We start from the raw sequence: 25195 nt of genomic DNA, 5'->3' as shown, positions 1-25195 counted from the left end.
CAATTTGATAGTTGACTATCACAAGAAATTGTGGTAGTTTTTTGTTTATCTAAATTTCTGAAAAATAAGCAAAATAACGAAATTTTGCACTTTTATGACCCTATTTTTTTTTTTTTTTTGCTTTTAGGACTTGCTGACTATGGTTTCCGTGAAACGCGAAACTTGACATATTACTTTAAAAGTTGTATTATTTAATTATGAAACAAAAAAGATTAATAAAAAATTTAAAAAATTTATTTATATTATCAAGCGCACCTTTAACTGCTCTTGTTGCAACCAGCGCAGGTTGTGCAGCAGCACCAAGCTATACAAAAAATCCATTAGCAAAGGTTAATGTTACATATAATGTTGTTAATAGTTATGTAAAACCATCTGTTATAAACACAGAAAATCTCAGTCAATATGTAACTATTAATCCATCAACAGATGAGCTTGTAATTTATAAAACTATTTCAGTTTCACAAACTGACGATGATAAAGGAACATTAAAAATCACTGTTTTACTTGAATCAAAAGAAGATAGTAAACTTACATATTCAAAAGAAATTTTAATTAAAGGTTTTCTTAAAAATATTAAAGCTCAGCCACTTAATCCAAGATATCAACAATTCTTCAACGAGATTGTTGATTCAGCTGAAAACTCAGTTCCAACTGTGTTTATGTCTAGAAATGCGGCTCAATATTTCAACTCTGCATTTATGTTAATGTTAGGTGAATTAAACTACAAAAATAGAAATCAAGATTCACTTAATGATGTACTATTTTTAATAGACAATTCAGTTTATGATAAGTCAAACACAGGAACCCAAAGATTTAATTTTGACTATTTATTGCAAAAATATGGAGACGTTTTACAAACACCAGGTCAATACAACATTGGTAATGGTAAATTAATGGTTGCATCACAATTAAAAGATATGAATCCATCATTAAACGATAATGCTAACAAAAAATACGACGTATTTCCGAGAACATTAAATGAATTATTAACTTACCTAAAACCATATAAAGATGCAGGTGTAAATAAATTCGACTTCTACATTCCGGACATTTCATTCCCATCATTACCAGCAGAAGTTAGAAATTACGTTCTAGAACACGCTAATAAAATAGTACTTTTATCAGATGGAAATGCACAACCTTATAAATTTGTTGAGGCTTCATATCAAAGTTGAGCTAACAGAACTTCAAACAATCTTTCAAAAGATGAAATCGCAGCTTCATTTAAAGAAATGCAAAGAACTCAAAAACAAACAATTGACTATAGATACTACTTCCAATTAACTGACAAAGTTAAACTTTACAACTTTGATGGTTCATACATTGAATATTTCAACAAGCAACTTAGAGCTTTAGACAAGGCTAATTTATCATTATCAATTAAAGATTACCCAACTGATTATTCACAAATTTTCAAAAATGATAAATTAGAAATGGAAAAAGCAATTACTGAATATGAAAAACTAAATAGATTAGAGGTTCGTAATGCTCTTGACTTTGTAATTCACGGAAAAGAACATTATGATTCATCTAAGAAGAACTTAGTATTTATGGGTTCATCATTATTTAGAAAATACGAAACAAAAGTTGAGACTGATCCATTATATGGAAAATGAAGAATTAAAGAACTTACTGAAAATAGAGAAGAAATTATAAGTTTCATCAATGCTATAAAAATTAAATATCCTGAATCTGAATACAATTATATGTATAAAATGCACCCAGTTTATTCAAAAGATGAATCAATCGAGTACATTAGAACATTATTTGGAGATAACAATAAAGCAATTATTCTTGACTCTTCAGTTTCTTGAGAAAACATTATCGCAGTTGATCACTCTAAAGCTGATTATGGTAAGTCAGTATTCTTCAACGAGACATTTAACAACGATTCTAAAACACATATATTCGGAATTCAAGCTTCATCAACCGTTCTATTATCAACACTTGCATTTGTTAGATCAGCTTACAACTTATCATTAGAACAAGCTAAAGCATTTGTTGATCCTGAAGATTTTGCAATTCCTACTACATTCCACATTATTAGAAGAGATCAAGCTAAACCAAAAAATGGTTTCTATGACACAAACATTAAAGAACTTGATCAAGTTTACAAATACTTCATTCCATCTAAAACATTCTTTGAATTATCAGAATTCAAATCAATACCTGATTTTGTAGCTAAATGAACTAAAATCAAAGAAGGTAAATAATACTTATTTCACTTGCACATAGACACTTTAGTAATTACTAAGGTGTTTTTTTATATAAAAAAGAATAGCTATTTAAGCTATTCTGATTTGAGTTAATCAAGTTCAATTTTACCTGTGTAAAGTTGGTGATAGATACCGTGTAATTTGATAAGCTCATCATGAGAACCAACTTCTTTAATTTGTCCTTGATCCATTACAACGATTTTATCTACATCTCTAATTGTACTTAAACGGTGTGCTATAACAAATGAAGTTTTATTTTTCATAAGTTCATACATACCCTCTTGGATTTCTCTTTCAGTTTCTGTATCAATTGTTGAAGTAGCTTCATCAAGCACTAATATCATTGGATCTAACATACTTGTTCTAGCAATTGAAAGAAGTTGTTTTTGGCCTTGTGAAAGCGATTCTCCTGAATTTTCTAAGATAGTATTAAACCCATCTTCTGTTTGTTTAATGAATCTAGTTGCATTAGCAATTTTTGCAGCTTCTTTAATATCTTTAATTGCTGCATCAGGAGCACCATAAGCAATGTTGTCAGCTATTGATTTAGTAAATAATGAAGTTTCTTGAAGAACATATCCAAGCGATTTACGTAATGAAGATTTTTTAATTAGTCTAATATCAATTCCATCAAGTTTAATTGAACCTTCAAATACATCATAAAATCTATTAATTAAGTTTGTAATTGTAGTTTTTCCAGCACCAGTCGCACCAACAAATGCAACTCTTTCACCTGGTTTAATATGTAAATCAAAATCTTTAATAATAGGTTTTCCTTCAACATAACCTGCATAAACGTGATTGAAATCAAACTTACCATCAATTCTTTTAATTAAGCATCCCATTGAGCCCATTGGTATTTTGAAGTAGTATCTTGATGGTTCGCTTAAGAATTTTTCTTTATCATGAGAATTAAATCAAACAATGCTTGATTTAGATAAATCTGAATGATTAATAATTTCGATTGAACCTTTATCAACTTCTGATAAATTATCCATTGCATCAAACACACGTCTTGCACCAGCCGCGGCCATTGCAAGTGTATTAAACTCTTGAACAATTTGAGAAATTGGTAATGAGAAGTTTCTTGCATATTGTAAGAACGCAACAATAACTCCTGCACTGATTGTGACATCTAATGAACCAATCTTACCACCGTTAAGGTAAATGAGTCCAGAAATAATAGCAATAATTGCATAGTTGATATTTCCAATATTCATAAATACAGGGAATAAAACAGTTACATAAGCTTTTGATTTGTAGTCAGCTTCATAGAACTCTTTATTTCTCTTTTGCATATCTTCAAATGAAGCTTCTTGATGATTAAAGACTTTAATAACCTTAACACCATTAATCATCTCATTTATAAATCCGTTAATAATACCTAGACGTTTTTGTCTTAATGCAAAGAATTTACTTGATTTCCTTGCATAAACAGATGATAAGAACATAGTTGTTCCTACAAGTGCAAATACTATTAATGATAAAAATCAGTTGTAGTAAAGCATAAACACTGTTGTCACAATAAGTGTTGCTAAGCTTGAAAATATTGTTGGTACAGTTTGCATTATGAATTGCTTAAGCACATCAACATCATTAACAAACAATGACATTAAGTCACCTTTAAGTTTCTTATCAAAGTAGCTTATTGGTAATGTTTGCATTTTTTCATATAAGCTATCACGTAGGTTTTTAATAGTTGTATGTGTTAAGAATACTGCTAATCTTGTTGCTATAAATTCAAAAAGCACACCTGATAAAAATAAACTAACTAAGATAATGATTGAAAGGTTGAATCCATTTCAATCAAATTCAGTGAAACCTGATTGAAAAAATGGAACTAAGAATTTGTTGAATAGCACTAACCCTAGGTAAGATTGACCCAAAACATTTACTACTGATGAAATAACGAAACCGAAAATAATGAGCATGAAATATCATTTATTAGTAGCTCAGATAAGTGCAATAACTCTTTTAAGAGCGCCTTTAGCTTCTGAGCTTTTTATAGTTTTTCTTTTATTCATCACTACCTCTATTTTGTGTTTCATATAAATGTCTGTAGTATTCGTTTGATTTTAAAAGTTCTTCGTGCTTACCAATTCCTGAAATTTCACCATCATTAATAATTACAATCTTATTTGCGTGCTGAATTGATGAAATTCTTTGTGCAATAATGATTTTAGTTACATCTCCTAATTCGTATTTAAGTGAGTGTTGGATTTTCTTATCGGTATTATTATCAACTGCACTAGTTGAGTCATCTAAGATAAGAATTTTTGATTTTTTAAGTATAGATCTTGCTATTGAAAGACGTTGTTTTTGTCCACCTGAAAAGTTGTTTCCTGATTCTTCTACTCAAGTGCTCAAGCCATCTTTGGCAAAAACAAAGTCATAAGCCGATGCTTTTTTAAGTGCTTCAATTATTTCTTCATCAGTTGCTTCTTCATTTCCTCAACGCATATTTTCAACAACTGTTCCTGTGAATAAAACATTCTTTTGAAGCACTACAGAAACTTGATTTCTAAGTGCTTCAAGATTGTAATCTTTAACATTAACTCCACCAACTAAGACTTCTCCATTAGTTACATCATATAACCTTGGTATAAGTGAAATAAGTGAAGATTTACCAGCTCCTGTTTTTCCTAAAATACCAACAGTTTCACCTGGTTCAATTGTTAAATTAATATTATTTAAGTTATTTAATTCAGCATGTTCTTTATATTTTAAAGACACATTTCTAAATTCAATTTTTCCACTAGCAACTTCTGTGAACCCATCTTCTTTTTGAACTAAAATTGGTTTTTCTTCAATAAGTTCTCTAATTCTTTTAGCTGATGCCTTAGCAGAAGTTACATTAATAACACCTACAGAGAATAAAATGAAGTTAACTAAAACTTGGAACATATAACCAATGAAAGAAGTTAATGTACCAAAATCCATTGTTGCATTTTGCTTATTCACAACAATATCTTTTGTAGCAACTGCAATAAATGAAACTAAACAAACATAAATAAGTAACCCAAATAAAGCTCTGTTTGAGTTAATTCATTTTTCAGTCATTATAGAAATTTTTCTAACTAATGCTGATGAGTTCTTAATATCAATCAATTCATCATGTTCTTTAACGAATGATTTAATTGTTCTAATTGCATTTAAGTTTTCACCAATTTTTGTGTTTAAGCCATCATAAGCTTTGAGCATTAAATGATATCTTCTATAAACCATAAACATTACAAAACCAATAAATATAGCTAACACAACCATAATTGCAAGCAAAATTGATGCTAATATAGGTGCTATTGTAAATGCAATAGAAATAGCAACCAAAATCATAATTGGTGCTCTAAGCATCATTCTAATGATGTTTAAATAAGCATTTTGAATAGAAACAATATCAGTTGTTAGTCTTGTTATAAGTGTACCATTTGAGTAGTTATCTAAGTTCTTAAATGATAACCTCATTAAATTTTTATAAGCATATGCTCTAGCATTATAACCTAGTCCTACAGCTGCTTTGGATGCGAAAATTCCACTAAGTGCACCAAAAGCAAGTGATGCTAAAGCAAGCGCAATAATAACAAGCGAATATTTTAAAATACCATTTCACGCTTCGTTTTGTAATGCTGCAAATGCTAACTTTTGAATTCCATTATCCATCAATTTCTTAACAGCTAACGGAATAAGCACTTGTGCTACAACTTCTAAAATAGCAAATAATATAGAAAGCAATGAAGCAGTTCTATAATTTTTCGTTAATTCAAAGAAACTAAAATGTGTTGGAACATAATTTTTAGTTTGTGCCCTCTGCATTATCACTCCTTTCTTTTAAATTGCAAATTAACTTAAATAATCAATTATGCTTCTAGCAGCTACTGCACCATCTGATGCTGCTGTAACTATTTGACGAACTTTTGTTTGCCTAATATCACCTGCTGCATAAATTCCTGGAACATTTGTTTCCATTTTATCGTTAGTAACAATAAAACCTTTTTCATCTAGTATTCCTAAATCCTGAGCAAATCACGCAGACGATTCAAATCCTATGTAAGGGAAAAACGATGAAACTTTAAGTTCTATTTGCTCACCATTTTTATTTTCAATAACAACTCCTTCAAGTTGTCTATCACCCAGCAACTTAACTATTTGTGAATTTTTAAACACTTTAATATTTGGTTGCTTCAATAATTCTTCAACTAAAACTTTATCAGCTTTAAAGGTTTCATCTCTGATAACTAAATTAACTTCACTAGCAATTCTAGATAAGTAAATTGATTCTTCAACAGCTGAGTTTCCATCACCTAAGACTACCGATGGATTTTTACCAAATAATGGAGCATCACAAACGACACAGTAACTAATTCCAAAGTGTTCAAATCTATCATATTCAGGTATGAAAGTTGGTTTTCTATTTATCATTCCAGTTGCAATTAAAACTGATTTACCTTTAACAACTGAACCATCTGATAAAACAATTTCTTTATCATATTTATCTAAGTTATTAATTTTTGTAACTGTACCATAAAGATATTTAGCTCCATATTCTTTAGCATGGTCAAAGAATTCTTGAGCTAATTTTCAACCTTCAATTTCAGATGTACCTAATCAGTTTTCAACTTTTGCAGTTGATGATAATTTACCACCAGGAGCACCCTTTTCGATAAATGCAACATTCAAGTTTGCTCTTGATGCATATAAAGCTGCATTTAATCCAGCAGGTCCTCCACCAATAATCACAAGATCATAAATTTCATTCATAGCTTCTCTCCTTAAAAACTAATTATTTAGTTTTAAATTTTATAACTTTTTAAATCATTGTTAAATGTGAGTAGATTTTATCAAAAAATACAAATTTACTAGTTATATAGGTTAAAAAGTAAGTTTTTGCTAATTGAGCTAAATAAATTTTAGTTTGATTAAGCATCAAAATTTGCAAAATAAAAATATATCCAATTGCTTGGATATATCTAAATTAAGCTACAGGTCTTTTAGTTCATAATTTACTAAATAAGTAGCTAAAACTTGTGATGTTTACATGATTTAAGTAAGCTTCTTTATTTTTGTGTTCAAATACAAATTTGTATTTTTCTAATTTTCTTACATATAAGTTTCCTCTTAAGAATTCAAAGTAAATAAGTGCTAATCCACCACCGATGATGAATAAGATCGCAACTACTGAATAAAGGTTATATGATTCTTCACGTAAAGGTTCCATTGCAGCACGAGTTATACCATATCAAATTAAGTATAAAGCTCCACCTGACCCTGGTCTTAATAATCCAAAGTAGTTAACAACTCAACAAATTAAAATGTAACCAATTAAGTTTGCTAATCCTTCGTATAAGAATAATGGATATCTGTAAGCACCTTCAAGACCCATACTTGCAGTTAATGAGTCAGAAATGTACATATTTGAAGCAAATGATTTTCCGAATACTAATACTGATGAACCGGTTCAGTCTATTTTTCCATAAACCTCGTGGTTAGCATAGTTTCCAAAACGTCCAACAAATTGTCCTACTAAAACTGCTGGAAGAATGTATCCAAATGCTTTTTTCAAATCAACATCTTTTCTCTTTGTGTATAAGTAAACTATATCAAGGAAAGCAGCTAGAACAACTCCTCCTTGAATACTTAATCCCCCTTGTCAAATTGCGTATCAATGCGAGTTAGGGAATGGATTATCAGGTTGATAAATAAGTCTTTCAATAACGAACCCTAAACGAGCTCCAATGATACCAGCAGGAACTGTGATTAAAATTATCACAAATAAGATATCTACATTTCAACCTTCTTTATATCAGAAGAAGAAAACAGTAAGAATTGATAGGATAAAACCTAACATAATCATAAATGAGTAAAGGTGCATTTGAAAGGAACCAATACTAAATAAGATTGTTGAAGTACCCTCTGCTATTGGAGAATCAGGTACTCAAGCAGGATATGCTGAATTATTCATTTTCTAATAGTGTCCTTTCATAAATTTCATCTAATACATTCATACCATCATTTCTAGCTAAGTAAGTATTAACAGCAGCTCTAATTAATGAAGCAGCTGAACCTCCTTCTTTGATTGGTATTTGCATTTTCTTAATTGAACGTCCAAAAATTGGATATTCTAAATAATCAACACCTAATCTATCGAATTCACTGTTACCATCTTGTTTAACAAGTTCGATAACAAGATCGATGATTGATGATTTGGCTACAGTTGATACTCCATAAAGTTTTTTAATATCAACTAAACCAATACCTCTGATTTCAAGAAAATTACGTGTAATTTCTGGAGATGATCCGATAAAAATGTTTCCGTTATCTTTAATCAACACAGCATCATCGCTAATTAAAACTGCACCTTGCTGAATTAATTGTAAAGCAGCTTCAGATTTACCAACTCCACTAGCTCCAGTAATAAGCACACCTGTTCCTCCAATAAGAACTAATGTTCCGTGAACTTGTGTAACTTCTCCAAAGTAGTTATTTAAATATGAACCGATGTTTGTTGATATGTAAGATGTACTCATATTAACAAGTGCAACTGGGACTTTATATTTGTTCGCTATATCTACAACTCAGTTAATCGCAGGTTTATTAAACCCTTTAGACAAAATAACAAGTGGAGGTTGCTGTGAAATAACACACTCTATAGCTTGGTAAGCTTTAGTTTTACCTATTTCAAAAAATCAAGATGATTCAGCAGTTCCCCAAGCAATAACGTTTTTGTTAATTCTGTCATTTAAATAATTAGCTGCTAATTCTAACCCTACACGTTTGATTGCAGGTTGATAAATGTCGTTATAAACCAATTCTTGATTTTCACCATTTATGATTTTTAAATCATAGAAATCAATGATTTTCTTGACATTAATTTTTTTACGTTCTTTATTCATTGAGTATTTTCCTTGAAATTTAAATTTTGTAATTTAATTTTATTAAATTAATTAAGTTTTTGATTACAAAATTTTCTTAAGAAATTGACCTGTGTAACTTCTTGGATTTACAGCAACTTGTTCAGGTGTCCCTTGAGCAACGATTTGTCCTCCGTGAACTCCTCCATCAGGTCCTAAATCGATAATGTGATCGCAAGATTTAATTACATCTAAGTTGTGTTCGATGACAATAACTGAGTCACCGTTTTCAACAATTCTATTAAGAATATGAATTAATTTCTTAACATCGTGAGTATGTAATCCTGTTGTTGGTTCATCAAGGACATAAACTGTTTTACCTGTCGGTTTCTTTTGCAAGTAAGTCGCTAACTTAACACGTTGTGCTTCTCCACCACTTAAAGTTGTCGACATTTGTCCAAGCTTAATGTAACCTAAACCTACGTCCTGTAGGATTTGAAGTTTTTCAATAATCTTATTTCTGTGCTCAAAAAATACAATCGCTTCATCAACACTCATATCTAAAACTTGAGAAATATTTTTGTTGTGGTACTTTATTTCAAGTGTTTCTTTATTGTATCTTTGACCATCACATTGATCACAAGGCACATAAACATCAGGTAAAAAGTGCATTTCAATTTTTATGAAACCATCTCCTGAACATTTTTCACATCTACCACCAGGCACATTGAAACTGAATCTACTTTTTGTATATCCTCTAATTCTTGATTCTTCAATGTTTTCGTAAATTTCTCTAATATCATCAAACACACCTGTGTAAGTAGCAGGGTTTGATCTTGGAGTTTTTCCAATTGGCGACTGAGAAACTGCAATAACTTTATCAATGTTGTTTAAGCCTGAAATAGTTTTAAATTTAGCTTTCTTGTGATTTAAACCTTCACTAAGTCCAAGTGAATGTTGAATTCCTCTAACTAAAATTTCATTAACTAATGTACTTTTTCCTGATCCTGAAACTCCAGTCACTGCAACTAATTTACCTAAAGGAATAGTTACATCAATATTTTTAAGGTTATTTTCTCTAGCTCCATAAATAGTAACTTGTTTACCATTGCCACCTCTACGCGTTGCTGGAACTTCGATTTTTCATTCACCAGATAAATATTTAGCTGTAATTGAATTTTTTGATTTTACTATTTCATCTAAAGTACCTTGAGCAACTACTGTTCCACCATTTAATCCGGCTTCTGGTCCTATATCAACGATATAGTCAGATGCAAACATTGTGTCTTCATCGTGTTCAACAACAATTAATGTGTTTCCAATATCAACCATTTTTCTAAGTGCATCAATAAGTTTTAAATTATCCTTTTGATGTAATCCAATTGATGGCTCATCTAAAACATATAAAACACCTGTTAAATTTGAACCAATTTGAGTAGCTAATCTAATACGTTGAGCTTCTCCACCACTTAAACTTTCAGCGCTACGGTTAAGGGTTAAATAGTCAAGGCCTACATTTTTAAGGAAGCTTAATCTGTCGATTAATTCCTTTGTAATTAATGATGAAATTTGCTTATCATTATCATTTAATGTATCAATTAATTTATTAACTGCTTCAAGTGAATCTTCGATTGATAAAGCAATAAAATCATAAATATTTTTATTATCTAATTTAACTGCTAATGCATATTCATTTAATCTTGAACCCTTACATACTGAACAAGTGAATGAACCCATATATTTTTTAAGGTAATCTCTTCTTCTATCTGAAGTAGTTTCATAATACATTTTTTCAATCTTAGTTAAGATACCATCAATTTCTTTTTCTCTTCTGATGATGTTGTTTGACGAAGAAACTAATGTGTAAGCAATAGGTTCGTGTGAACCATATTTAATTATTTCAAGCTCCTTTTCTCATAAATCTTCAATAGGTGTGTTTTTATTTATATTGTAGTAATTTAAAAGTTGATCAAACTCTTGTCATTCAAGATTTTGAGTATTGACTGTATTTTGGAAATATTCAATTCCACCTTCGCTAATTGATCTTCAAGGTTCAGGAACAATTGAATCAAAGTCAGCTTTAAACTCAAGACCTAAACCTTTACAGTTATCACACATTCCATATGGAGCATTGAATGAGAATAATCTTGTTTCAATTTTAGGCATATTGAAATCTTTGTAGATACAAGAATATGTTTTTGAGAAGATAAATGTTTTATCTAAGTCAACATTTTCGACCTTAATTAATCCATCTGCATATTCAGTTGCAATTTCTAAAGCTTGTGAAATTCTATTGTAATTTTCTTCAGTTAATCTAACACGATCAATTACTAATTCTATAGTGTGCTTGTTGTTTTTGTTCAAATCAATAGGTTCATCAAGCATCATATACATGCCGTTAACTTTAACTCTTAAGAAACCTTCTTTTTTAAGCTTTTCAAAAAGATTTTGGTGCGTTCCTTTTTCTCCATCAACTAATGGGGCTAAAATAACAAGTCTTGAATTAGGTTCTTGTTCATAAATTGAATTTAAAATGTCTTTAGTTGTCTGAGTTGAAATTTCAATGTTATGTGTAGGACAATATGGTTTACCAATTCTTGCAAAAAGTAATCTGAAATAATCATAAATTTCAGTAACTGTCCCAACAGTAGATCTAGGGTTATTATGAACAGTTTTTTGTTCAATCGAAATTGATGGACTTAGCCCTTCAATTTTGTCAACATCTGGTTTTTTAGTTCCTCCTAAAAACATTCTTGCATAAGATGAAAGTGAATCAACATATCTTCTTCTTCCTTCTTCATATATTGTGTTGAACGCAAGTGAACTTTTACCACTACCACTAAGACCTGTAAATACAATTAACTTATTTTTAGGTAAAGTTAAATCAATATTCTTAAGGTTATTTTCTCTAGCTCCCTGAATAATTAATAAATTTTCTTTACTCATTTAATACTCCTTTCTATTTTGTTTCTTGTAATTCTAATAATATATTTCTAAGCTCAATAGCTCTTTCATAATCAAGCTCTTTCGCTGCTTGATTCATTTGATTTCTAATATCGTCAATAATTTCTTGCTTAGCTTTCTTATCGATTTTGTCGCCTGATTTAGTTTTGTTTTGTTTAGCTAAAATAGTTTCAACAGCATTTGTAATATCGTGACCGTGAATTGGCTCACTTATAGGTTTTATAATTGTTCTAGGTACAATTCCGTGTTTTTCATTGTAAGCAAGCTGAATACGTCTTTTTTCTTCATTATCATCCATACAAATTTTCATAGCTTCGGTGATTCTATCAGCATAGAAAACTGCTTTACCATTTGCGTTACGAGCTGCACGACCTGTAATCTGAATTAAACTTCTCGCATTACGCATAAAACCAGCTACATCTGCATCTAAAACAAGTACTCTAGAAACTTCAGGTATATCGATACCTTCACGTAAAAGGTTAATCCCGACAATAACTTCGTAAATACCTTTTCTAAGCTTTCTAATAATTTCATTTCTAACAAAAGTGTTATGTTCTGAGTGAATGTAAGCAGCTTTAATTCCGTGCTCAATTAAGTAAGTCGATAACTCTTCAGCGCTTCTTTTTGTCACTGTTAGAATGATTGTTTTTTCACCAGTTTCTCTTTGTTTTATTATGATGTCATAGATGTCTTCAATTTGATTTTGCTTTGGTTTAATAATAATTTCAGGATCAACTAATCCAGTAGGACGAACATAAAGTTTTGAAATATTACTTGGTTCAGTTTTTTCAAGTTCATAATCGCCCGGTGTTGCTGAAATGTAAATTCTAGGAAACTTAAATTCAGTTTCTCATTCATTAAACATTAAAGGTCTGTTATCAAAAGCAGATGGTAATCTAAAACCATAATTAACAAGTTTTTCTTTTCTTGATCTATCCCCTTTATACATTGCTCCTAATTGTGGAATAAACATATGTGACTCATCAATTAACATTAATGAATCTTCAGGGAAGTAATCTAAAATTGTGTATGGTCTTTGACCAAAAGTTCTGCCATCAAGGTACATTGAGTAGTTTTCTATACCTTTGCAAGTACCAAATTCTTTCATATCGTCAATATCATTTTTGACTCTTTGAGATAATCTAGCAGACTCGAGAATTTTCTGTTCTTTAACAAACTTTGCAATTGATTGCGCTAATTCTTCTTCAATTTTTGGAATTATCCTATCAAAAACAGTTTTATCTGTAGCATACTCATCTCCAGGTGAAAGTACATAGATATTATGTTTTTTAGAGACTTCTTTTGTAAGTGGATCAATTGTTGCAATATCTTCAATTTCATCTCCAAAGAATGAAATTCTAATTGCATGATTTTCAGAATCAGCAGGTCTAACAATTACCGTGTCACCTTTAACTGTGAAATCTCCAGGAGACTGGTCTATATCATTTCTGTCATATTTAATTTTGATAAGTTGTGTGATAAAGTTATTCAACCCAATTTCTTGACCTTTGTAAAATCTAAAGAATGAATCTTTATAAACTTCAGGAGAAAGTGCTCCATAAATAGCTGAAACACTAGCCACAACAATTACATCTTTACGTGTAATTAATGAATTAATTGCACTCATTCTTAAGATTTCAATTTGCTCATTAGTTTTAGAATCCTTTTCAATATAAACATCAGTACTTGGTTCATAAGCTTCAGGTCTGAAATAGTCAAAGTAACTAATGTAATATTCAACTGCATTATTAGGGAAAAATGACTTTAGCTCACTATATAACTGACTTGCTAAAGTCTTATTATGAGACAAAATAATAGTAGGTCTATTAACCTCTTTAATAACATTAGCAATAGTAAAAGTTTTTCCTGAACCTGTTACTCCTAAAAGAACTTGGTCAGTAATTCCTTTTTTAACACCCTCTGCTAATTCTTTAATTGCTTTAGGTTGATCACCTTGTGGTTTATAGTCTGCTTTTAAATCGAATATACTCATGATTAATATATTATATATGTTAATTTTTAGCATAATATTCTTTTAAAAATGACTAAAAAGTCTATTTTTTAGACTTAAAATCTCATAAATCTTTATAATTAAATTTATTAACTAACAGGAGCGATATGAAAAAGAAAATTAATAAGAAAACCTTAATATGAATAATTTGAGCTTCATTTTTAATGATCTCTGGCTTAGGTGTGACTATAGCAAGAATCGTTATTACTGTGCAAAATTCAAATAGACACTACGAAATACCTAAAAGAGAAGTCAAAATTAATTTTTTATACAAAAATGAAATTGTTCACTCCTATATGCATTCAATAGATGTTGATGAATATATTCAATTTTTTGAAGTAGATGATGAGGATTTACCTGAAGAATATAAGACAGGTGAATATGAATATAACAAAAGCACTTATGCTCTAGATGATACAGAAACTATAAATATAACTATCACCAAAAAACGTGCTCCTGTTGCTATGATCCCATACACATTTGAATTTGTGAATGACAATGATGAAGTGATTTTCACAAATACAACTAACTTGCCTGATTACTATTACTACTATGACGTAGCTAAATTAGTTCCGGAAGGTTATAAAATGACTGCTGAATCAACAAGAATTGATATCAACAAATCACAAACAATCTACAAGATAACTGTTATTCCATCAAATTAGTTAAACGCACTCAAATAATATATAATTAATATGATATATTGTTAAAATATAACGAGGATAAAAAGGAAACATCAGTTATTATGAACAAACAACAAAGCAATTTATCTAAACCTATTTTAGCTTTATCAATTGTAAACCTTTTATTATGCATAGTTTTTGCAGTTGTTATTTTCTTATTCTCTGTAGCAGTTGCTGGTGTATCTGCAACAATAACAGATTCAGGTGATGGAACTTATGAAAAAGACTATTCTGATGTTGCAGCATTCATGGTATTATACTTTATAGTTTTTGGTATTCTTGGATTTATATCTTTTGCAACAGGACTTACAGGATTTATTCTTGTAATCATAGGAGCCATAAGAGTTTCATCACAAAATACAGCTGTAATGGTACTTTACATAATTTCTATTTTCTTAGGACCATTATTCTCAATGATTGGTGCAATAATTGCTTTAAAGAATAAAATAGTTTAGATGAATTAGTAATTGAATAGCTAAAAAATAGCTATTCTTTTTTAATCAAATTTTGCAAATAAAATAATATCTCATTGCTGAGATATTATTTCTTTGTACTCTTAGTTAATTCATCAATACGTTTTAAAATGTCATCTAAACTTTTCGAAACATTAGAAACAACAGCATCTGTTTTTTCTAATAGATCTTTTTCTTTTTTCACTTGCTCTTGGCTGAATAAGTTTTGTGCAATTGCATAATCTTTGTCAAAATATTTAACATTAAATGACATTTTGTAAATACTTGGAACATCTATATTGTAAACTCTTGCACTATCATTTGAAACACCATATGATTTAACAGATTCAATAATTGTGTGCTCAAAATCATCTTTAATGTAGATAGCTGATTCATCATTGATTGGTTCACAAACGTATGGAATAAATTTCTTATTATCTTTTAATAAAGGTTTACCTTTAATATTTTTAGGTACAGATGGTAATTTAGATGAATTAATTTTGATAATTTGACCGTTAGTTGATAAGATACCAACCATTTGATCTGATTTAGCACAAGTAAATGCAGCTATCTTATCATCAAGTGATAAGTAAACACCTTTATTACCTTTTGCTTTAGTTCCAAATTGAGGTAATTCAGTTTCAGAATACTTAGTTACATTACCTTTTTCAGTAATAATGATTGCATTAGTTGTTCCATCTGTCATAACAGCATTAACAACTGCATCTGTTTTTTCAATGTTAATAGCTTTGTAAATTTTATTAATCCTTGAAACTTCAAAATCTTTAAGTACTGTTTTCTTAACATATCCATCTTTTGTTGCTAGAGCAATGTAAGATAAAATATTTCAATCTGAAACTTCAAACACTCCCACAATTTCATCCATCACACGGATATCTACATAAGCAGATAAGTGAGTTCCATTGTCTTTTCATTTATCTTCTGGAATTTTGTAAGCAGGGAACACGATGTAGTTACCTTGAGCTGTAATGAAAATTAAGTTGTGTAATGAATTTACTTTTCCGAAGAAAACTAAATAGTCATCATCTTTAAGTCCATAATTTTCAATCTTGTTACTATCAAGAACTTTTTGTGAAAATCTCTTGATGTATCCTGCTCTTGAAACTCCAATGTTAAGAATTTCTTCTTTTACTAAATCAGTTTGATCATAGCTAAAGTCATATTCTTGATCTTCGATTTGAGTTTTTCTTGGAGTTCCAAATTTAACTTTAATTTCCATTAATTGTTCAATAATGTGCTGATCAAACGCTTTTGGATCAATAAGCAATTTAGAAATTTTCTTAATGTCTTTTTCTAATTGTAATTTTTCATTCAAGTAGGCTTGCTTATCTGTTTTAGATAAACGGTAAAGTCTCATTTCAGCAATAGCTGTTGCTTGATTTTGTGTAAATCCAAACTCTTTAATTAAGTTTTGAATAACACCAGCTTTGGAACCTTCTGATCTTCTAATAACTGCAATAACTTCATCTGAAATTTCTGAAACTTTAATAAACCCTTCTACAAGCTCTAAACGTAATTTAAGTTTTTCTAAATCATATGTTAAAGTCTTAACTTTAATATCTTTAACGTGAGCTACGTAAGCATCTAGAAGCCCAATTACACCAAGTGTAACAGGCTCATTTTTAAGGATGCAAGTATTGTTGTACGTGTAAATAACTTGCATATTTGTTTTTTGAAGTAAGTAATTCAAAATACTACGTTCATTAGCATTTTTATTTAAAGTAATTAAAATGCTAATTCCATCTCTATCTGATTGATCCTTGATTTCTGTAATTCCATCAATTAACTTATCTTTAATAATTTTGTCAATCTCATAAACTAATTTCGACTTCACTACACCATAAGGAATCTCTGTGATTTCAATATATTTATGTTTTTCATCTTCTGAAGTTGTGTATTTAGAGAACAATCTGATTTTGTTTTTTGTATTGTTTCCAAATTCAAGTGCTTCTAAGATACCTTTGTTCCCTTTGATTACACCACCTGTTGGGAAATCAGGACCCTTAACGATTTTTGAAATTTCATCAAAATGTGAAAATGGATTTGTAATTCTGTAGATAGCTCCATCAATAATTTCATTTAAGTTATGTGGGGGCATTTCAGTTGCCATACCTACAGCAATACCTGAAGCACCATTAACAAGTAAGTTAGGGAATAATGATGGTAAAACTATCGGTTCAATTTCTGAATCATCAAAGTTAGGAGCAAACTTAACAGGATTTTTTTTAATTTCACCTAAAACATATTCAGCAATAGGTGACATTCTAACCTCTGTATAACGCATAGCGGCAGCAGGGTCGTTATCAATAGAACCGACATTACCGTGCATATCAAGTAATGGGTGATTGATTTTTCATCATTGAGACATATTAACCATGGCTTCATAAACTGAAGAATCACCGTGTGGGTGATATTTACCAATTACATCTCCTACAACACGAGCTGACTTTTTATATGGTTTATCATTAGTTAAACCAAGTCCCAACATAGAATATAAAATTCTACGTTGAACTGGTTTCAGACCATCCCGTGCTTCTGGAATAGCTCTGTTTTGAATAACGTATTTTGAATATCTACCAAAACGATCATCCATAATCTTATCTAATGACTGTCTGATAATTTTGTCTGCAATTTTTTGTTCTAAGTTTTTTTTCATACTTACTCCTACTTAAATGCTTGTTAATTAAAATTATAATTTATTATATAGATGCTAATTGCAATTTTTAAAGTATATTCGTAAGTATCGAAATAAAAATTTGTAAGTTTAAAAAATATGAATGATTTAAGACTTTTTATAGTAAAATAACATAAGAAAAATAGCATGTATTTTTGCAAAAATATATATGCACAATTCATAAAAATTATCATTATAAAAATAGTTTAAATAAAGGATAAAAATGCGTAAAGTAGTTAGATTAAAAAACAAATTACGTGCTGAAGCTCGTGCTAAAAAACTTGCAAAAGAACGTGCAAGAGACGCTAGAAGAGCTGCTAGAAGCGCTGAATAATCAAGGCCTTTCGGTCTTTTTTTATGCTTATTTACTAAATTAAGCTTTTTCTACTTTTATTCCTAGCACATAGGTATAAAAGTTTTTTATTCTCTCTTTGTCTAATCTGACAAGTTTTTTAAAACTTTTAAAAAACTATATTTTTTTTATTAGTATAATAATTAAAATAAAGATTTTATCTTTTATGTCAATATCAAATTTTAAGAAGGGTAATTAAACATGGAATATAAAGCATTGTATAGAAAATATCGTCCAAAAACATTTGATGATGTTATAGGCCAAGAGCACATAATTTTATCTTTAAAAAACATTTTAAAGACTAACAAAATATCACATGCTTATTTATTTTCAGGACCAAAAGGAACTGGTAAAACATCGATTGCAAAAATATTTGCAATGATGTTAAATTGTGTTCATAAAGATCCTGCTGATGTTCTTAACCCATGTGAAATTTGCTTAAGTAATTTAAACAACAATATTGACATAATCGAAATGGATGCTGCATCAAATAATGGTGTTGATGAAATTAGAGATCTTAAGGAAAAAATTGAGCAAACGCCTATGAATGGTAAATACAAAATTTACATCATAGATGAGGTTCATATGCTTACAAAAAGTGCTTTTAATGCTTTATTAAAAACACTTGAAGAACCACCTAAACACGCTATTTTCATTTTAGCGACAACAGACTTACATAAAATTCCTTTAACAATTAGATCAAGAGTTCAAAACTTTGTGTTCCATAGAATGAATGATGAGAATATCATCAAACAACTTTCAAAAGTTTTTAACCAAGAACATATAAAATATGATACTCAAGCTCTTAAACTGATTGCAAGATTATCTAGTGGTGGTATGAGGGATGCACTTACAATTGCTGATCAAGTTAGTATGTTGCATTCAGGTATCATAAGTGCTGAATCAATTTATCAAAACTTCGGTGTTTTATCATCAGAGCAAATTGTTAAAATTTTCCAATTAATTTCTATTAACAATGGAACTAAATTAATTTCATTATTAAATGAATTCCAAAACAATGGTGTTGAACCTCAGCAATTCGTTTTAAGTTTAGTTAACTTCTTAAAAGAAAAGATAATATTATCTAAAACAAATAATGTAAGTTTATTAAGTTGATTTGAACCTGAAGAGTTATCATCAGTTCACTTAGATAATAAAACTTGTTTTGAATTAACTGACATATTCTATGATATGTTAATTAAAGTTAATAAAAGCGAATATCCATTTGAAATTATTCAATTAGGTGTTTTAAAAGCTTTAAATGCTATCAACCCTAGTTTACAAGAAGATTCAGATGAAACTTATGTTGCACCTGTATTTATCAAACCTGTGTTTAACAAAGAAAATCACAAAACTTCAACTAATAATGTTTTTACAGAAACTAAAGAAATTATTGAAGAAGAATTAACTTCTAATGAACCTCAAACTAATATTTCAATGGAAGTTGATAAAAATGAAAACACTATTCTCCAAGACATAAAAGTTGAAAAAATTGAAGATGATGGTTTCATAGATAACTCATTTTTAAGTGAAAAAATAGAAGAAGAAAAAGTTGAGGAAGATAAATTTGTTTTAACAACTGAAAACATTTTTTCAGTTATATCCGGTAACTTTGATATTGAAATAAATCAGGTAAATCAGGAGTCCTTACAAACACAAACAGAAGAAATTAAGAAAGAAACTGAAGAAGAAGTTAAACAAGAAACAAAACAATCAGATAATCATTTTGCTGATGCATTAATAATTCCTGAAATTGAACCTGTTGGGAATGGATTAGCTGATGAATTTACACCTTATCAACAAGAAAACGTACCTACTGAAGTGCAAGAAGAAAAAAACATCTTACTTGAATCTTTAGAAATTAATAAAGCATTTACAAAGGAAATTTCCGATCAAGTTAATAAAACAAATGAATTTATTATCCAAAAACACGAATTATCAAGTGATTTTGATGATGTTAATGATGATATTATCCAATTACAATCAGATACATCAACAAATAAAATATTAATTAACACTCGTGAAGTAGAAGTTCCTAAGTTTGATGAAACAATGGAATTTATAGAGGAAGTTCAAAAAGAAATTCAGGAAGAAATAAAAGAAGAAGAAAAGCTCCCAGAACCTGAAGAAATTTCGACAAATGATGAACCTATACAAATTAGTGAACCACAAGAAGTTAATGTTTTCGAATATATCTACAACACTCTTTGATCTAAAGAAGATCCATCACGTGATAAAGCAGCTCAATTCCAAAGATCAATTAATCAAGATTTAGCAATAATCACTCAAAACAAACCTGAGTTTTCTGAGATTGCTGAATTGTTTGAAGATTCATTAATTATGGCTGCTTCAGAATATTTCATTAACATTTACAATAAAGATACTGCTAAAGTTAATAAGCTAAAAGAGCTTGCTAACACACCTAAAATGCAAGAATTTGTTAAATATGTTTTTGATAACAAAAACAAATATATTTATCCAGTTGATTCAGCAGCTCTTGCTAAAATTAGAGAAACAATTGGGCAAAATAAAGACATCCAAATTGCAGATTATAAACCTAAAAAATGAGAAGATGAGTTTGCACAAAACACTTTAACTGACTTAACTCAAATTGGTAAATTATTATTAGGTGATGATGAAGAATTAGAAATCGAATATGAATAGAGGTTATTATGAATAATGATTTTTTAAGAAGAATTAAAAATATGCAAAAAGAATTAGAAACAAAACAAAAAGAATTAGATGAAAAAACATTCACAGTTTCTAAACAAGGTATTGAAGTAGTTCTTAAAGGAGATATGTCAATCGTTTCAATTGAAATTGATGAATTATTAATTGACCCCGAAGATAAAGACATTCTTCAAGACTTAATTACAATAGCGATCAATGAAGGTATTGATTTAATCAAAGAAGAGCAAGATAAATTAGCTCCATCAATGCCTGGAATGCCATTTTAATAAGAATGTTTAATACTGAACAAATTAACAAATTTTTAGAAGTTATCAGGCAAATTCCTGGTATTTCTAAAAAACAAGCTGAAAAAATTGTTTATTGAATATTAGAAGCTGAAAAAGAGCAAGTACAACAAGTTGCACAAGCTTTTATCGATGTAAAAGAAAAAACAACATTTTGTCCTATTTGTTCGCAAGTTATTGAAAACAATTATTGCAGTATTTGTGACAATAGTTCAAGAGATAACACGTTGTTAATTGTGGAAAACAGACAAGTTATGCAAAAAATTGAAGATGCTAATATTTACAACGGTAAGTATTATGTATTTTCACATCTAATTATCAATGAATATGAGGAGCAAAAGTATCAAAAAGAAATTCAAAAACTTTTAGATTATGCTCAAAAATTTGATGAAATTATTTTAGGGATTTCTCCAAGCATAAAAGGTGAGGTAACTAATGAATTCCTTAAGGAGAAACTTACTAAACAGAATTTAAAAGTGACAAGATTAGCCATTGGTTTACCAGTGGGTTCATCAGTCGACTACATTGATGCTATCACTTTAAAATTCTCACTTATAAATAGACAAAAATAAATTAATTACAATCATCTGGAGGAAACTATGTTTATATCATTTGAAGGTTTAGACGGTAGTGGTAAAACTACTTTAACACAGAAACTTTACGTAAAATTTCAGGAACTTTACCCACACATTCCTGCTCTTTGAACAAGAGAACCTGGTGGTAGAGGGATTAAAGAAGCTGAAAAAATTAGAGAAATTATTTTAAGCAAAGAATCAGATCTTTCACCTGTTGCTGAAGCTCTTTTATACACAACAAGTAGAAGAATTCACTTAGAAAAAGTAATTTGACCAGCACTTAAAGAAAATAAAATTCTTATTTGTGATAGATATGTAGATAGCTTTTATGCATATCAAGGATATGCAAGAAATTTAGGTATTGAATTTACAAAAGCTATTACTAACATAGTTATTAATGGAACAATGCCGGATATTACAATTTTCTTAAATTTAACTCCAGAGCAAGCTAAAAAGCGTCGTGAAGAAACAAGATTAGTCGAAGATAGAATGGAACAAGAAAAATTACAATTCCACCACGATGTTTACAAAGGGTACTTAGAAATGATTAAATCAGACCCTCAACGTTTCATTATTATTGACGCTACTCAAACAGAAGATGAAGTTTTAGAAGATATTATCAAGCAGTTACAACAAAGTCCAAAATTTTTATCTTACCTTAAATCATTTGAGTAATGATTAATCAATCTATATTAAAGTCAATAAATGATTCAGCAAAATTAAATAAGCTAAATCATTTATTTTTATTAACTGCTAATAGTAACTACAATTTTGACAACGATTTGTTAGATTTTATCAACAACATTAATCCTGCTCAAATAGTTAAATTAGACAAATTAAACCTGCCATCTAACATTTACTATTTAGACGGTTCAGAAGAACCTATTAAAAAAGAAGAATTTGAAAATGTTTTTAATGAAGTTTCTTATTCAAGCAACTTTGATAAGTACAAAATAGTTATCATTAAAAACATTGAAAACTCTTCATTAATTGCACTTAATTCACTTTTAAAATCAATTGAAGAACCATCAGATAAAGTTGTTATTATAATGACAACAAACAATGTGAATAATGTTCTTCCAACCATATTATCACGTGCACAAGTCTTAAAAGTTGATATTCTCTCACCTGATATAATAGAAGAAAAATTTGCTTCATTGAAAAATGATCCAACTTTTTCAGTTGTCAAAATGCTTTCTAACGATTTAACTTTTTTAACTGAAGCTTCTGAACACTTAGATAAATATCAACACCTTATTGCAGGTTTCATAATTGCTACAAGACAATCTTTATTAAATAAAATTTATATGTTTGAATATTTAGATAGAACAATAGTGAATAAAGATAACGATAAAGATGCACACTTTGTTTTATCACTATTAAAAGCATTCATATTAGGTAAGTTTTTAGAATTCCAAACATTACCATTGCACAAAGAACTAAATAAACTAAGACAAGAATTATTAGAAAAGCACCCTAACTTATTAACATTTATAGTTGACTTAGATGACTTTAATAACTCAAAAAACTTTCAAGGTAATTTCGAATTACATAAACAACTTTTATTAAACAAATTAATGGAGTACTATGGGTAAATTGTATATTGTAGGAACACCAATCGGCAATCTTGAAGATATAACTTTAAGAGCATTAAGAACTTTGCAAGAGGTAAACATAATTGCTTGCGAAGATACAAGAGTCACTTCTAAACTTCTTCAAAGATATGAAATACCAAATAAAAAATTATTAACATACAATAATTTCACCGAAAAACATAGTGCTCAAGGGATTATTAACTTAATATCTAATGGAGAAGACGTTGCTTTAGTATCTGACGCAGGTATGCCTGTTGTATCAGATCCTGGATTTGAAGTTATTGCAGAAGCAAGAAAAAATAACATAAATATCGAAATTATCCCGGGTGTAAACGCAGCTATAACAGCATTTGTTGCTTCTAACTTTACTAATGACTTTACATTTCACGGTTTTATTAAAGACAAAACTCAACAAAGAATTAATCAACTTAAAGAATTGAATATCGGTACACACATTTATTATGTGTCGCCTCATAAATTAATCTCAACTTTAGAAGACATTAATTCTGTATTTAATGGACAAGAAAAAATTTGTTTAGCTAAAGAACTTACAAAACTACACGAAAATCTTTTTTATGGGTCTGCTAGCGAAATTCTTCAGCACTTTGCAAATTTAGACTCTATTAAAGGTGAGTTTACGATGGTTTTGAATTTACCTAAAATCAAAAGAGAAAAAGTAAATAAATATAAAAAGGATTAGAAAAAATCAGCAGTTTATTTGCTGATTTTCTTTTTCTATTCTTCTTCTACTTCAACTATGTGAGCTTCTTGTGCTCCCTCGATTAAATGTGGAGTTTTAGCTTCGACAGATTGTGGTGCACTATCTCAATTAACTTTTTTCATTTTCTTAGTTAATTTGAATTTTTCTACTTCATCAACTAAGTATCTGAATTTTCTTTCAAGATCATTTGTAAGTAAGCTTTCAAGTGCATTAGCTGAATCTTGAATTTTTTCAACTTGTTTCTTCATATCAGTTGCAACTTTATTAAGTGCATCCAATCTTGTTTCTAAAAGTTTCTTTTTGAATTGTTCAAATTCTTCAAGAATTTTCATTTTATCTCTAAGTTCGACAAAATTGAATTCAGAAGCCTTTAAAAACATATAACGTTGTAGTTGCAACATTTGAATCATAAATGGTAATCTTATTACTCAAACTTGGTTCTTGTTATCTTTATCTCTTTCAATTTTTACAAGAAAGTCATCTTCTTTTTCCAATTCAGTAACTAGGAATGCAGTTTCTGCGTGACGAGCTTTTTGATCTTTGATTAATTTATTTATGAATTGTGAGTTCTTTTGTGAACCATTTTCTGTTTCTGATTTTGCTTCAATAACAACAGAACCAATTTTCACTCTATTATTATTTTCGTTCTTGTAGAAAGTAACTAAGAAGTCTGGTTTTGTACCATCAATATTAGTTGTTGTTTTTTCATAATCAACTAAATCATCCAAGTTCGTGTACTGATCTAATAAGTCAGCAATTTGTTCTTCAAAGTTTTCTCCAACTCTCTTTGAAGATAATAATGATTTACTTGTTTTAAGAGCATCAATTGTGTCGTTGGCAGCTTCTAATCTATTTTGAACTTCAATTTTTTCTTTTTTAAGTTCTTCAATTTGTTCTTTAAAATTGTTTTTTAATTCTTCGATAATTTGATTATTCTTAACTTGATTTTCTTCTTCTAATTCTTTTTTGTATTCTTCTTTAGCTTTCTCTATTGCCTTAATATTATTTACTTCAAACTTACTTTTCTCAGCTTCAATTGTCGAATTCATTGAAGCCTTTAATTCACTTAACTTATTTTTTAAATCATTATAAGCATCAGCTTGCTTTTGTT

General features: G+C 29.3%; 19 protein-coding genes. 10 read left to right on the top strand and 9 right to left on the bottom strand.

Annotated elements, in window-relative coordinates:
* Together VBM88_RS02715 and VBM88_RS02710 are read left to right on the top strand one after the other, a co-directional pair.
* Positions 1-195: hypothetical protein (locus VBM88_RS02715; protein ID WP_323680413.1), on the top strand; the 195-nt coding region annotated here is incomplete at its 5' end.
* A gap of 2 nt (positions 196-197) precedes the next feature.
* Entirely contained in the window at positions 198-2213 is a 2016-nt protein-coding gene (locus VBM88_RS02710) for a lipoprotein 17-related variable surface protein (protein WP_323176708.1), read from the top strand.
* Between the two features lie 92 nt (positions 2214-2305).
* Here the strand turns inward: VBM88_RS02710 and VBM88_RS02705 are convergent, their stop codons facing one another.
* From VBM88_RS02705 to uvrB, 7 genes are all read right to left on the bottom strand, one after another.
* A complete protein-coding gene (locus tag VBM88_RS02705) occupies positions 2306-4240 on the bottom strand; it encodes an ABC transporter ATP-binding protein (RefSeq protein WP_323176709.1) in 1935 nt (644 codons plus the stop codon).
* Positions 4233-6026, bottom strand: coding sequence for an ABC transporter ATP-binding protein (locus VBM88_RS02700; RefSeq protein ID WP_323680412.1), 1794 nt, complete (start codon positions 6024-6026; stop codon positions 4233-4235). The genes VBM88_RS02705 and VBM88_RS02700 overlap by 8 nt, the downstream gene beginning before the upstream one ends.
* 27 nt (positions 6027-6053) lie before the next feature.
* A complete protein-coding gene (locus VBM88_RS02695) occupies positions 6054-6971 on the bottom strand; it encodes an NAD(P)/FAD-dependent oxidoreductase (RefSeq protein ID WP_323176711.1) in 918 nt (305 codons plus the stop codon).
* Between the two features lie 214 nt (positions 6972-7185).
* Complete coding sequence (lgt, locus tag VBM88_RS02690) at positions 7186-8172, bottom strand: prolipoprotein diacylglyceryl transferase (RefSeq protein WP_323680411.1); 987 nt, start codon at positions 8170-8172, stop codon at positions 7186-7188.
* Complete coding sequence (gene hprK, locus VBM88_RS02685; RefSeq protein ID WP_323176713.1) at positions 8165-9103, bottom strand: HPr(Ser) kinase/phosphatase; 939 nt, start codon at positions 9101-9103, stop codon at positions 8165-8167. The genes lgt and hprK overlap by 8 nt, the downstream gene beginning before the upstream one ends.
* Before the next feature lie 63 nt (positions 9104-9166).
* Entirely contained in the window at positions 9167-12007 is a 2841-nt protein-coding gene (gene uvrA, locus VBM88_RS02680; RefSeq protein ID WP_323680410.1) for an excinuclease ABC subunit UvrA, read from the bottom strand.
* A gap of 13 nt (positions 12008-12020) precedes the next feature.
* Entirely contained in the window at positions 12021-14018 is a 1998-nt protein-coding gene (gene uvrB, locus VBM88_RS02675; protein ID WP_323680409.1) for an excinuclease ABC subunit UvrB, read from the bottom strand.
* A 125-nt stretch (positions 14019-14143) separates the two neighbouring features.
* Between uvrB and VBM88_RS02670 the strand changes: the two genes are divergently transcribed.
* A complete protein-coding gene (locus VBM88_RS02670; RefSeq protein ID WP_323680408.1) occupies positions 14144-14701 on the top strand; it encodes a hypothetical protein in 558 nt (185 codons plus the stop codon).
* Between the two features lie 80 nt (positions 14702-14781).
* On the top strand, positions 14782-15174 hold the full coding sequence (locus VBM88_RS02665; RefSeq protein WP_257089038.1) for a hypothetical protein: 393 nt from the start codon (positions 14782-14784) through the stop codon (positions 15172-15174).
* A gap of 85 nt (positions 15175-15259) precedes the next feature.
* Here VBM88_RS02665 and VBM88_RS02660 read toward each other — a convergent pair whose 3' ends face one another.
* Positions 15260-17848 carry a DNA topoisomerase (ATP-hydrolyzing) gene (locus VBM88_RS02660; protein WP_323680407.1) on the bottom strand — a complete coding sequence of 863 codons (2589 nt, stop codon included), beginning with the start codon at positions 17846-17848 and terminating at the stop codon, positions 15260-15262.
* A 571-nt stretch (positions 17849-18419) separates the two neighbouring features.
* Here VBM88_RS02660 and dnaX point away from each other — a divergent pair.
* From dnaX to rsmI, 6 genes are read left to right on the top strand one after another with little or no spacing between them, the layout of a single operon-like run.
* Positions 18420-20882 (top strand): DNA polymerase III subunit gamma/tau, encoded by a 2463-nt coding sequence (gene dnaX / locus VBM88_RS02655; protein WP_323680406.1) that lies wholly within the window; start codon positions 18420-18422, stop codon positions 20880-20882.
* A gap of 8 nt (positions 20883-20890) precedes the next feature.
* Complete coding sequence (locus tag VBM88_RS02650; RefSeq protein ID WP_257089044.1) at positions 20891-21175, top strand: YbaB/EbfC family nucleoid-associated protein; 285 nt, start codon at positions 20891-20893, stop codon at positions 21173-21175.
* 5 nt (positions 21176-21180) lie between these two features.
* Positions 21181-21765 carry a toprim domain-containing protein gene (locus VBM88_RS02645; protein WP_323176720.1) on the top strand — a complete coding sequence of 195 codons (585 nt, stop codon included), beginning with the start codon at positions 21181-21183 and terminating at the stop codon, positions 21763-21765.
* A 27-nt stretch (positions 21766-21792) separates the two neighbouring features.
* Positions 21793-22443: a dTMP kinase gene (gene tmk / locus VBM88_RS02640; protein ID WP_323176721.1), complete on the top strand. Its 651-nt coding sequence runs from the start codon at positions 21793-21795 to the stop codon at positions 22441-22443.
* Positions 22443-23363 carry a hypothetical protein gene (locus tag VBM88_RS02635; protein ID WP_323680405.1) on the top strand — a complete coding sequence of 307 codons (921 nt, stop codon included), beginning with the start codon at positions 22443-22445 and terminating at the stop codon, positions 23361-23363. Before tmk ends, VBM88_RS02635 begins: the two co-directional genes overlap by 1 nt.
* A complete protein-coding gene (rsmI, locus tag VBM88_RS02630) occupies positions 23356-24063 on the top strand; it encodes a 16S rRNA (cytidine(1402)-2'-O)-methyltransferase (protein ID WP_323680404.1) in 708 nt (235 codons plus the stop codon). The genes VBM88_RS02635 and rsmI overlap by 8 nt, the downstream gene beginning before the upstream one ends.
* Positions 24064-24098: 35 nt before the next feature.
* Here the strand turns inward: rsmI and VBM88_RS02625 are convergent.
* Positions 24099-25195, bottom strand: a 1097-nt coding sequence (locus VBM88_RS02625) for a DUF2130 domain-containing protein (protein ID WP_323680403.1), incomplete at its 5' end; no start/stop codon positions are given.

The sequence above is a fragment of the Mycoplasma sp. 1232 genome (assembly GCF_034863345.1).
GTDB lineage: Bacteria > Bacillota_I > Bacilli_A > Mycoplasmatales > Metamycoplasmataceae > Mycoplasmopsis.
Note: the sequence above shows the minus strand (reverse complement) of the source record. Positions and strands in the feature narration are given on the sequence as shown.